We start from the raw sequence: 13292 nt of genomic DNA, 5'->3' as shown, positions 1-13292 counted from the left end.
AAGGTGATATTTTTGGATTTAACTATTATCAAATAACTAAAAAATAATTACTAACAATTAAAACAAATTTACAACATGAAATGAAAACCAATTTTTTTATTGAATACCATTTTTTAATAAAAAACCGAACAAGAAAAATATGATTTGAAATTATGAATTGAGAAAACATATTATTTACTATTTCAAAATTTTAATGAATATAAAAATAGAATTCAATAGAATAACAAATTTTACAACCGAACAATTATTTAACTAAACAAAAAACCAATTAACTATGATGTTAAAATTGAAATTTGCAATAATCGCATTGCTTATAATTAGCACTCAGAATGTGATGGCACAAACAAAAACCATAAAAGGTGTTGTTACGGATCCTTCCGGGGTTCCATTGCCTGGTGCCAGTATTAATGTACAAGGATCCAAAAATAGTGCATCAACTGATTTTGATGGTAACTACGCATTACAAGGAGTAAGTGCGACAGACAAAATAACATTTTCTTATGTTGGATTAACTTCACAAACGATAACTGTTGGAGACCAGACTGTGATTAATGTTAAACTGGCCGAATCTACACAAACCTTAAATGAAGTTGTTGTGGCCTATGGTACTCAAAAAAGAACAAAGGTTACCGGAGCAGTTTCAACAGTAAATTCAAAAGATATTGTGGCAGTACCCATTACTAATGCTGAGTCTGCTTTGCAAGGTAGAGCAGCCGGTGTTACTGTAGTAAATGGTGCACCAGGTTCAAGCCCAACTGTTAACATTCGTGGTATTGCAACAATGAATAATGATTCTCCTTTATACGTAGTTGATGGGGTTTTGGTGGGTAACTTATCAGGATTAAACCCAAGTGATATTGAATCTATGTCAGTCCTGAAAGATGCTTCTACAACCGCTTTATATGGTTCAAAAGCTTTTAATGGAGTCATTATGGTAACTACCAAAAAAGGAAAAAAAGGGCCTGGTCAGCTGAATTTCAGTTCGTATGTAGGTTTTCAAACCGTTACCAAGCGATATGATGTTCTAAATACGCAACAATATCTTAAGTATGCTAAAGAAGCTTTTAATCAGGATCTAGCGGCAAGGGCTGCTCAATTTGGTAATGTAAATACAAATTGGCAGGACGAAATTTTTCAGACTGGTTTGATGCAGGATTACAATTTGAGTTTTTCAAATGGAACAGAAAATTCTACAAGCCGTTATTCTGCCGGATATTTAAAGCAAGAAGGATCTATTATTGGAACAGGATTTGAACGTTATTCATTCAGGTCAAATAACACCCAAAACATTGGTAAATTAACTATAGGAAGCAGTATTGGGGTGTCTTTTAACAAAACAAATCCAGAACGTGCTTCAGGAGGCAGAACATTATTAGAGCATGCAATCAAAATGGCTCCATACATTCCTGTATACAATGCTAATAATACAGGCGGATATGAGGGTGTAATTAAAGATATCGATGGAACAAATGATGCAGAAAACCCTGTACGTGTTGCAAATAACGGATATCAGGAAATCATTGGAACTTCTATAATAGGAAACATATTTGCAGAATTAGAAATTTACAAAGGTCTGAAGTTCAGATCTCAAGTTTCTTTAGATTATTATCAAAATAGAGATCATACGTTTATACCAGGTTTCTATGAAGGTACAAATTTTCAAAACTATTCTTCAACTGCAGAAATTAATACTCAAGGTCAAACCATTGTTTTTGATAATAGTTTAACTTATAAAACTACTATTGCAGAGAAACATAATTTTGAAGTATTAGGTGTTATAACTAAAATTGAGAGTAAGAATCGCAATGTTACAGCTGGCAGCCGTAATTATATTTCTAACGACATTGATCAATTGAGCATTACCGATCCAACTTTAACCTCGGCTAATTATGAGACTAATAACTTAGGATATGTTGCTCGTATCAACTATGACTATAATGAAAAGTATTTATTTGCTGTTTCTGGACGACGAGATGGTTCTTCTCGTTTTGGAGCCAATAAGCGCTTCGGTAATTTTTATTCTGTAGCTGTAGGCTGGAATATAGCAAAAGAAAGTTTTATGGCAGAATCTATTTTTAGTACATTAAAGCTTAGAGGAACTGTTGGTACGACAGGTAATGATAAAATCGAGGATTACAGATATGCCTCTGCACTAAATACAAATTATACATATCCAATTGCTGGATCTGCTGCTTTAGGAACAACTGCAGGTGCTGCTCCAAATCCAAATTTACAATGGGAATCCAAAAACGACAGAAATATAGGTTTGGATTTTGGTTTATTTGATGAAAAATTTACGGGATCAGTCGAATATTTCAACAACAAAAGTAGTGATATTCTTTTTGCAGTACCATTAGCTACTTCTCTTGGTGCTCAAGGCGGAACTCAAATACAAAATATTGCCGATGTAAAAGTATCAGGTTTTGAAGTTTCGTTAGGTTACAATGACAGACAAGGTGATTTTACCTGGTCAGCAATAGCAAATCTTGGGACTAGTAAAAATGAAGTAACGGCTTTAGCTCCGGGAGTTACAAGTGTTTTAGGCGGCCCTGTACCTCGCGCTGGTTTAGAGAATTTCTCAAGATTAGAAGTAGGTAAACCATTATTCTATTTTTATGGGTATGAAACTAATGGAATTTATCAAAACCAGGCAGAAGTAACTGCTGCTCTTGGTAGCACTCAGACTGCTGTACAACCGGGTGACATTCGATTTGTTGATCGTAATGGTGATAAAGTAATTAACTCAAGTGATAAAACAGATATTGGAAATCCGTATCCAGACTTCACATACGGTTTGAATCTTACTGCTGCTTATAAAAATTTTGATTTCAACTGTTTCATATCAGGAGTTCACGGAAATGATATTTTTAATGCAAATAAATTTGACTTAGAGAGTATGGATCGTCTGTTTGGAGCAAGTACTGATGTTTTAAATAGATCAATTATTACCGGCGGTACTGTTAATAGTAGTGGAGGTCCCGGAGCCCTTACAGGTGGAGTAGTATCAAATCCATCAGCAACACTTCCAAAAGCTGTGGGTGTAAGTCAAAATGCAGGGTCATCAAGTACGAGATATATTGAAGATGGTTCCTATACACGATTAAAAAACGTAACTATAGGATATACATTCTCTGGAGATGCATTTAGTAAGTATTTTTCAAAAATACGATTTTATGTAAGTGGACAAAATTTGGTTACTATTACGAATTATTCTGGTTTAGATCCTGAAATAACACGTACTGATGGCAATGCAAATTCTGCTGGGATAGATTTAGGAAGATATCCACAACCTAAATCAGTAATTTTTGGCTTTGATGTTTCATTTTAATATTAAAATAATGAGAAAAATAAAATATACAGTTGTAGTATTATCTGCAATTTTTGCAATAAATTCATGCGACACTAAGGATTTGGAATTATCTAATCCAAATGCACTACTACCTGAAACTTTCTTTAAAACAGAAGGCCAGATACAGTCTTCTGTAAATGCAGCGTATGCTAATTTACAAACGAGAGGACTTTACGCAAGACATATCTTCTTTGCTTTAGACCTTATGTCCGGAGAAAATCAAGGAAATGGTGGACTGGAAGGTAATAAAAAACCATTTGGAAATTTTAGTTTTGATGCAAGTAGTGATATTATTCAGTACTATTGGGATACCTGCTATTTAGGAATAGCGAAAGCCAATTTTGTGTTGGATAATGAAGAAAAAATTAATGCTTTACAAACTTCAATTATATCTGAAGAAAAAAAGAAAAAATTTTTAGCGGAAGCTCATTTCTTGAGAGCCTATTATTATTTTTTACTAGTACCTCGTTTTGGTGATTTACCAATTTATACAGAACAAACCCTTGTTCCTAAAGCAAGAAGTCCGAAAACTGAAGTTTATAAATTAATTGAAGAAGATCTTGACTTTGCTTCAAAAAACTTATTAAGTAAAGACGTTGAAGAAAAAGGGAGAGCTACTAAAGAAGCAGCATATGCTTATTTAGGAAAAGTACTTTTGTATCAAAAGAAATATGATGAAGCTTTAGCAGCTTTTAATAAAGTTACTGGATTTACACTAGAACCAAAAGGTCAGTTCTATAATAATTTTATGGATGAAACAGAGCATGGTCCAGAATCTATTTTTGAGATTGAATATGATGAAGCTTTAGGAGTAGGTGATAAATGGGGTAGTGATACTTCCGGGGAAGGAAAAGCTGAATCGACACTTAGAGGTCAGGAATATGGTAATTTAGATTGGTACAATGTCTGCCCAACGGATGATTTGCTAGATGAATACGAACCTGGCGATCTTCGTTTCGGGGATACTTTCTATGTTCCTGGATCAAAATATAATAAGGGGAATAGTACTATGACAGCTGCAAATTTTGGTAATGGTAGTAGAAGAGCAGGCTGGAAAAAATACCAGAATTACTACAAGAGAACATCCGAATTACAACAATCAAGTATTAACTTTAAAGTTATGCGATATTCAGATGTATTACTTATGAAAGCAGAATGCGAAAATCAAAGAGCTGGAGGTTCACAAACTGCTGCTATTGCTTATATCAAAGAAGTTAGGGATAGAGCAGGTTTAACAACTAATATTCCAGCAACAAAAGATGATGTTTTTAAAGCCATTATTCACGAACGTAAGGTGGAATTAGCTGGAGAGCAAGTTCGTTTTGATGATCTTATAAGATGGGGTATTGCAGGCACTGATCCTCTATTAAAAAGTAAAGGTTTTCAGGTTGGTAAAAGTGAATTATGGCCAATACCAAACAGAGAAACATCTTCTAATCCGAATATAAAACCAAGTGATAATAATCCTGGTTACTAAAGATTGAAGTTAGTTAGGTTGAGTTAGTGTTTTGATAAACAGCGCATGTTAAATGCGCTGTTTATTTACTAAATTGATAAATAATCTGCCTAAATTATATTTTTAAACTTATACACCAAATTTAATTTTTAATTCCATTAGAATATAGCCTTAGAATATGTATTCTCCTAATTCCTATAGTTAATCATTACAAAAAACAGAATACCAATTATTAAATAATATTAAGAATACTGACCCAGTTTTTATTCCACATGAAAAAAATTGCATCACTTTTTTTAATCGTAACGTTGTTTTACAATGTTTTAGGATTTTATATCATGTTTGCTGAACAACAACAGCAAGTGTGGGTGAATGCTATGGAGAAAACTGACAACTCCAATTTTGAAGTAATTGAAATTAAAATTGATCCTTATGCATATGTTGTAGATTCTGGCTTTGAAGAAGCTAATGAAGATTTTGTGATAGAAAATAAAACCTATCATGTGTTCAAGAAAAGAATTATAAACAACGTTTTAAAATTATATTGCCTAAAAAACTCTCATCGCCAGATGCTGAGTAATGATTTAAAAAAAATTGTCGACAGTCAAATATTTGATACCGATTCAAATAAAGAAAATCCAAGTAAAAAATTAATGAAATCCTTTATACAGGATTACATACCTAATGACAGAATTAATTTAGCGACTAATAGTACTAAATTAGTTCATACTGTTACTCTAAATTCATATAATCCAAAAGGAAAACTTCTTTCAGGGTATTTTACTACTAACTACCCTCCCCCTGATATGGTATAGTATTTTCAGATGTTAAAAGATAAACAGGCCTGATATGATCATGCTCTGAAATTCCATCTTAGTATTCGGTTAAGATTGAAACGTTTATTTCAAGTTTAACATCCAGCTTTCAATTGTAAAAATTAATTGAAAAGAAAAACTATCAAAAAACCATATAAAACCACCAAAAATGAAAATTCATAAACTAGTATATAAAATACTATTATTTAGTATTTTAACCACATCTCTATTGGCGCAAACTAAAGATAAAAATAAACCTAAAGAACCAACAGCAGAAAACAACATGGCCTATAAATGGTCACAAATTGCAGTTACTGCCACCGGTAACGATACTGAAAGGTTCAAACCAAGACCAACAGTCACTTCCCGCTACTTAGGACTCACATTTGTTGCGGTTTTTGATGCATGGAGCCGTTACGATCAAAAAGCAATTCCGGTCTATTTAAAAGATACCGAAAGAAGACCTGCTAAAGAACACACTCTCAAAAATAAAGAGATTGCCATTAGTTATGCTGCTTATAATGCATTATGCGAATATTATTTTTCGGATAAAGAATTGTTTATAGACTTTATGACAAAATTAGGACTGGATCCAAATGATAAATCATTAGACCCTGCAACTCCAGTGGGAATAGGAAATTTAGCTGCAAAAGCTGTAATTGAAGCCAGAAAACATGACGGATCAAATCAATATGGAGAAGAAGACGGTTCAAATGGAACTCCCTATTTTAACTATGTAAATTACAAACCGGTCAATTCTCCAGACGAAATGATTGATGTAATTCATTGGCAACCAAAATATTTCTCAGATGGAAAAGGCGGTAAGTTTGCGCCTGAGTGTGCTACTCCATTTTGGAATAAAGTAAAACCTGTCGGATTAAAATCAGGAGATCAGTTTCGTGCTGTACCCCCACCTTCATTAGATTCAGAACAACTTAAAAATGAAGTTAAAGAACTACTTGATTTACAATATAATCTCACTAACGAACAAAAAGCCTTGGTTGAGTTTATGCGTGATGGCCCAAAATCTGTGCAGCAGGCCGGACACTGGCTAAAATTTGCTCAGGATGTTTCGAGACGTGATCACCATACTTTAGATCAGGATGTCAAAATGTTTTTTTACAATCAGGTGACTGCTATGGATTGTTTTATAGCCTGTTGGGATACAAAAATGTTTTATGATTTTGCCCGTCCTTATGCTTTAGTTCATCATTACTATAAAGATCAAAATATAAAAGCCTGGGGAGGCCCTGGTTTTGGAAATATAGAAATGAAAGGACAAAACTGGAGACCTTATTCACCGGATATCTTTTTATGCCCTGCTTTTCCAGGTTATGTTTCAGGACACAGTACAATTAGCGGCGGCTGTGGTGAAGCATTAAAATTATGGACCGGAAGTGATACCTTCGGAGAATCTGCAACATGGAATGAACCGGGTGCACTGACTGAACCGAATAACATTGGAAAACCTGTTGTTCTAAAATTTCCAACATTCACAGAAACAGCTAATATGGCAGGAATTTCAAGAGTTATGGGAGGTTATCACATTCAGGCTGATAATGTTGAGGGTCTTAAACTTGGTAGAAATGTCGCTCATGAAGTCTGGAAATTTTACAATTTTCATATAGGAAATAAAAAATTCGACAAGTAGCAATCCAATCTAAATATTTTAATTATGAAAATTAAACATTTCATATTGCTACTTACAACCGCTATTTTGACAGAATCGTGCGACTATTTTTCTAATCCTAATGACAAGATGATTAAGATTTTGGAGGCTAGAAACAGAATGTATGATGTCAAAAAAAATCCATTTGCTACAAATGCCGAAATCCTCTATCTTGATTCAATAATAAAAAATTCCTATGAAGGACATTTAAAATTATATTATGAATTAAATAAAGGAAATGCATTATTAAAACTCGGTAAAGAATCTGAAGCAATTTCAATTATGGAAAGCGCTATCAAAAGACAAAAAGCGATTGATGGCAGAGACAACGCCCAGTCATTAATTTTTTTAGCAATTGCTTACATGAGACTGGCAGAAAAACAAAATTGCGTCAATTACCATAATGCTGAATCGTGCATTATTCCGATACAAAAAAATGGAATTCATACGATACGACATGGTTCTCAAAAAGCAATTGAAATTTATAAAAAATTACTGGATATAAATCCTAATGATTATGAATCGAGATGGCTGCTGAATATTGCTTATATGACCATAGACGGATATCCTACTGATGTTCCTGAAAAATGGCTGATTCCTAATCTAAACAAAGAAAGTTCCAAATATACTTTAAAACCTTTTGTGGATGTTGCCACAAATGTGGGAATGAAAAGCATAAATATGTCTGGTGGAGTCATTGTAGATGATTTCAACAATGACAATTATTTGGATATTGTAACTTCTGACTGGAGTCTGGATGGAGTCATGCATTATTATCAAAATGATCAAAAAGGGAAATATATTGATTATTCAAAGGCATCAGAAATAGGGCGTTTCAAAGGAGGGCTAAATATGATACAAGCTGATTATGACAATGATGGCGATACCGATATTTTTGTTTTAAGAGGTGCCTGGATGCGTAAATTCGGGAGACAGCCTAACTCTTTGTTGCGCAACAATGGTGACGGAACTTTTACTGATGTCACTATAAAAAGTGGGTTGTATTCAGAATTTCCTACTCAGGCAGGGAATTGGAATGATTTTAATAATGACGGCTATTTGGATCTATTTATTGGTAACGAGTCATCAGATAATGACGTTTTCCCTTCTGAGCTGTATTTGAATAATCAGGACGGAACATTTACTAATGTTGCCAAAGCGGCAAAATGTGATGTTATTAGTTATATAAAAGGTGTAACATCTGCTGATTACGATAATGATGGTGACATAGATTTATTTCTTTCCGGAATGAATAAAAGAAAAATATTATTAAAAAATACCGGACTAAAAAATGGTATCCCACAATTTATCGACGTTACAGATAAAGCAGGATTAGCAGGAATTAATGTAATGACTTTTCCAACCTGGTTTTGGGATTACGATAATGATGGGTGGCAGGATATTTTTGTTTGTGGGTATCAATACGAAGGTTCTGTGGGTGGAGAAGTCGCAATGGAAGCATTAAATATCCCTAATAATAGCAGCAAAATGTACTTATATCGTAATAACCATGACGGAACTTTTTCGGATGCATCAAAAGCATCAGGACTATACAAAACTGTCCTTGCCATGGGGTCGAATTTTGGGGATATCAATAATGATGGTTTTTTGGATATGTACCTCGGAACAGGAAATCCAGACTACAAATCACTAATTCCTAATAAATTATTTGTAAATATGGGCAACGGAAAATTTGCTGATGCAACTGTGTCTGCCCGTGTAGGCAATTTACAAAAAGGTCATGCAGTAGCAATTAATGATTTGGATAATGATGGAGATACAGATATTTTTATAGAAGTTGGAGGTGCTTATCCAGGAGATGCTTTCAGTAATTCTTTATATCTAAATCCTGGTCAAAATACCAATCGATGGATCAAATTGCAACTAGAAGGTACCGATAGCAATCGCTCTGGAATTGGCACCAAAGTAAAAGTCAGTTTCAAGGAAAATGGGGTTTCAAGATCTGTTTACAGGATATTGAATTCAGGCGGTAGTTTTGGAGCATCAGCTTTAAGAATGGAAATTGGAATTGGACAAGCCACTAATATTGATCTGATCGAAATTACCTGGCCGAAAACACAAAAAAAACAAGTGCTGAAAAACATTAAACCAAACCAATACATTAAAATTACAGAAGGAGAAAAAAACTTCTCAAAAATAAATATCAAAAAAACAGTTTTCCCTACTGCTGGAGCGAGATCCCCAATTTGCATCTGATTGATTAAAATATAAAGTCTCAGAAATTACAGAGACAATAATAAAATTTATTATTATGAAAAATAAAAAAATAAAAATAGTTCTTTTTAGCCTGTTAAGCTTATTAATGTTGGTAAGATGTTCTACTAAGGATTCAGATGAAAAGATATTTTCTACTCTTGATCGTGCTGATACCGGAATTGATTTCAGCAATAATCTAACAGAAAACGATTCCCTAAATTATTTTACATATACCTATATTTATATGGGAGGAGGAGTTGCTACAGGTGATATTAATAATGATGGTCTTGTTGATATCTATTTCACAGGAAACCAAGTTTCTAACAAATTGTATTTGAATAAAGGAAATCTTAAATTTGAAGATATTACTAAAAAAGCCGGCGTTGAAGGTGATAACCGATGGTACACGGGAGTGACTATGGCAGATGTAAATGGGGATGGCTTTTTAGACCTATATTGCAGCGTAGGAGGAAAATTTAATCCAAAAAACAATCAATTGTATATCAATAATGGCAATGGTACCTTTACGGAAAAAGCGAAAGAATACGGTATTGATGATATAGGGAATAGTGTTCAGGCAACATTTTTTGATTATGATAAAGATGGCGATTTAGATTTATTTGTGGCCAATTACCCTCCTACTAAGTTCAGTTCACAAACTGACGATTATGTCCAGATGATGCGCCATGTCAAAGACAATGAATCAGGGCATCTATATCGAAATGACGGCAAACATTTTACCAATGTTACACAAGAAGCCGGAGTAAAAAACTATGGTTTATCATTAAGTGCGACAATAGGTGATTTGAATAATGATAGCTGGCCTGACATTTACGTTTCGAATGATTTTAATTCACCAGATTTCATGTATATCAATAATCAGGATGGTACTTTTAAGGAGGTTGTAAAACAAGCAATGGCACACAATTCTTTCTATGGAATGGGAGTTGATATTTCTGATTTTAACAATGACGGAAATTTAGATGTTTTCCAGGTAGACATGGATGCCAAAGACAATCGCCGTAAAAAAGCAAATATGTCCAGCATGAATCCAAAACTTTTTTGGGATGTAGTTGGTGCAGGTTTTAATTACCAATACATGCACAATTGTATGCAGCTGAATACAGGGATTTATGAAAACGGAATTCCGCATTTCGGAAATATATCACGTATAACAGGAACCTCTTCTACTGACTGGAGCTGGGGACCACTATTTGCAGATTTTGACAACGACGGAAACAGAGATCTGTTTGTAAGTAACGGAACCAGAAGAGAAATCAATAATAATGATTTCTTTAACAGTTTAGAGGCTTTAGATTTACAGCCTAAGGATCTTCTTAAAAAATCGCAGGAAATTCCATCTGAAAAAATCGACAATTTTATGTTTCAGAATAAAGGTAATTTACATTTTGAACAGGTGAATAAAAAATGGGGAATTGAATACAAAGGCTTTTCTAATGGTGTTGCATATGCTGATTTGGATAACGATGGCGATTTGGATTTAGTAGTGAACAATATCGATGATTATGCCTCGGTTTTTGAAAATTCCAGCTCTAAAATCAATAATTACATCAAAATTAATTTCAAAGGAAATTCAAAAAACACTTATGGTTTAGGAAACCGTGTTTACATCAAAACAAAAAAGGGAACCCAAATGCAGGAACTTACTTTAACGAGAGGTTTTCAGTCATCAGTAGCTCCTGAACTGCATTTTGGATTAGCAAAATACAAAACTATCGACGAAGTAAAAGTAGTCTGGACAAACGGTAAAGTTCAAAAGTTATACAATGTGAAGGCAAACCAAACGATAAACTTCAAAGAACAGGATGCTAAAGAAGAAACTGCTGCAAAACCAATTGCAAAAAATACTCTTTTTAAAACAGAAAATGGTGTATTTCCGGTTTTTAAACATGAAGACAATAAATACGATGATTTTAAAGATCAGGTATTGCTGCCTCATAAAATGTCTACTTTCGGACCCACTATTTGTGTTGGCGATCTGAATAAAGATGGTCTTGACGATTATTTCATCGGAGGTTCTGCAGGTTATACAGGAAAAATATTTTTACAAACTCAAAAAGGGTTTACAGAAAAAAAAGTTCCGGCATTTGAGGAAGACAAATTTAGTGAAGATACAGGATCATTGATTTTTGATGCAGATAATGACGGCGATAATGACTTATATGTAGTAAGCGGCGGTTATGAATTTTTGATAAATGATCCAAAACTACAAGACAGATTATACCTCAACAACGGAAAAGGCGATTTTACAAAAGCAACAAAAGGAGTACTGCCAACAATGCTCACAAGTGGTTCAAAAGTATATCCATTTGATTATGATAAAGACGGTAAAAAGGATCTTTTAGTACTAGGAAGGCAGGTTCCCGGACAATATCCATCACCAACTACAACGTATTTACTGCATAACACGAGTACTACAACTCAGCCTAAATTTGAACTTTCTAAAAAAGCACCAAAAGAATTTGTTAATCTGGGAATGGCAACAAGTGCTGTAATTACGGACTTTAATAATGACAAATCAGATGACATCATTATCGTTGGCGAATGGATGCCAATTCGTTTGTTTCAAAATACATCATCTGGTTTTAAAGAAGTCACCAAAAACATGGGACTTACTAATGACACTTCCGGCTGGTGGTGGAGCATTCAGCAAGGTGACTTTGACAAGGATGGCGACATGGATTATATCGTTGGAAACAACGGTTTGAATTATAAATATCAGGCTACTCCTAATGAAACCTTTGATATTTTTGTAAAAGACTTTGATAATGACAAACACAAAGATATTGTATTGAGCTACTATAATGATGGCAAGCAATATCCGGTGCGTGGACGTGGCTGTTCCTCTCAGCAAATTCCAAATATCAAGAAAAAATTCAAAGACTACGAAAGTTTTTCACAGGCTACTCTGGTAGATGTTTATACCGAAAAGTCACTTAAAGAAGCCTTACATTATAAAGTCAAATCGTTCGCAAGTATCTATCTGGAAAACAAAAACGGAAAATTCATCATTCATAAACTTCCTGTTCAGGCTCAGATTAGCTGTGTCAATCAAATAGCGGTTGAAGACTTTGATAAGGATGGAAACCTTGATGCTTTAATTACAGGCAATATGTTCAATTCTGAAGTGGAAACACCAAGAAATGATGCAGGTCATGGTTTGTTTTTAAAAGGTAACGGCAAAGGTGCGTTTACCCCGGTTTCAGCAGTGAAAAGCGGATTCTTTACTCCCGGAGATGTTAAAAACATGGAAAAAATTAAAGTAAAAGACAAAAATTACTTTCTGGTAACCAACAACAACTCGTTTTTGCAAACCATCAGAATTAATTAGAAGCTTTATTCAAACATTTACAGGCGATAGTTATTTGTGCTAAAATCTTAGGACAATTGATTTGCGGATTGGATATGAATTGAAATGCCTCAACAGGATATTTCTCTTTCAGATAGTATGTTAAACAATACTTACAAGGTCTTTTTTTTTTTGATCTTGTAAGGAATTGTTTTTCTAAAATTTGACATAGGAAACATCTCATCCTTTATGATTAACCAATTGTCAAGTAATTCAAGTCTGTTCTATTAATTTTACATAGTTTATCTCCTAGGTATCATGTTTTCGAACTAAATAAATCAGCTTTTCTAAAATCTAACAGCTAAATATTCTAATGATTTAATCTCCTTTTAGAAACAGACCAATTAGGTAGTGCTTCATTTGGGATTAATAAATTCCATCATGTTTGTTTTTTATGTGCAATCAGATTTATAAAC

The 13292-nt window shown here is 33.8% G+C and carries 6 protein-coding genes; all 6 read left to right on the top strand.

Going from position 1 to position 13292, the window contains the following annotated elements; genetic code table 11:
• Positions 1–274: 274 nt before the first annotated feature.
• The 6 genes from ACNC7R_RS08540 (at position 275) to ACNC7R_RS08515 (ending at position 12858) form a co-directional block, all read left to right on the top strand.
• Positions 275–3328 (top strand): SusC/RagA family TonB-linked outer membrane protein, encoded by a 3054-nt coding sequence (locus ACNC7R_RS08540; RefSeq protein ID WP_417940517.1) that lies wholly within the window; start codon positions 275–277, stop codon positions 3326–3328.
• Positions 3329–3338: 10 nt separating this feature from the next.
• Positions 3339–4826: a RagB/SusD family nutrient uptake outer membrane protein gene (locus ACNC7R_RS08535; RefSeq protein ID WP_417940515.1), complete on the top strand. Its 1488-nt coding sequence runs from the start codon at positions 3339–3341 to the stop codon at positions 4824–4826.
• Positions 4827–5077: 251 nt separating this feature from the next.
• Positions 5078–5620 carry a hypothetical protein gene (locus tag ACNC7R_RS08530; protein ID WP_417940514.1) on the top strand — a complete coding sequence of 181 codons (543 nt, stop codon included), beginning with the start codon at positions 5078–5080 and terminating at the stop codon, positions 5618–5620.
• Positions 5621–5789: 169 nt separating this feature from the next.
• Positions 5790–7271 carry a vanadium-dependent haloperoxidase gene (locus ACNC7R_RS08525; RefSeq protein ID WP_417940512.1) on the top strand — a complete coding sequence of 494 codons (1482 nt, stop codon included), beginning with the start codon at positions 5790–5792 and terminating at the stop codon, positions 7269–7271.
• 24 nt (positions 7272–7295) lie between these two features.
• Positions 7296–9506: an FG-GAP-like repeat-containing protein gene (locus tag ACNC7R_RS08520; RefSeq protein ID WP_417940510.1), complete on the top strand. Its 2211-nt coding sequence runs from the start codon at positions 7296–7298 to the stop codon at positions 9504–9506.
• Positions 9507–9561: 55 nt separating this feature from the next.
• The gene (locus tag ACNC7R_RS08515) at positions 9562–12858 is read left to right on the top strand and encodes a VCBS repeat-containing protein (protein WP_417940508.1); all 3297 of its coding nucleotides are present in this window, start codon (positions 9562–9564) and stop codon (positions 12856–12858) included.
• Positions 12859–13292 lie beyond the last annotated feature (434 nt).

The sequence above is a fragment of the Flavobacterium adiutor genome (assembly GCF_048282555.1).
Taxonomy (GTDB): domain Bacteria; phylum Bacteroidota; class Bacteroidia; order Flavobacteriales; family Flavobacteriaceae; genus Flavobacterium.
This window is presented reverse-complemented; position numbering and strand designations above follow the sequence as displayed.

Coding starts and splice junctions, on each gene's coding strand:
- ACNC7R_RS08520 (WP_417940510.1), top strand. CDS start 7,296: ATGAAAATTAAACATTTCATATTGCTACTTACAACCGCTATTTTGACA.
- ACNC7R_RS08525 (WP_417940512.1), top strand. CDS start 5,790: ATGAAAATTCATAAACTAGTATATAAAATACTATTATTTAGTATTTTA.
- ACNC7R_RS08530 (WP_417940514.1), top strand. CDS start 5,078: ATGAAAAAAATTGCATCACTTTTTTTAATCGTAACGTTGTTTTACAAT.
- ACNC7R_RS08540 (WP_417940517.1), top strand. CDS start 275: ATGATGTTAAAATTGAAATTTGCAATAATCGCATTGCTTATAATTAGC.
- ACNC7R_RS08515 (WP_417940508.1), top strand. CDS start 9,562: ATGAAAAATAAAAAAATAAAAATAGTTCTTTTTAGCCTGTTAAGCTTA.
- ACNC7R_RS08535 (WP_417940515.1), top strand. CDS start 3,339: ATGAGAAAAATAAAATATACAGTTGTAGTATTATCTGCAATTTTTGCA.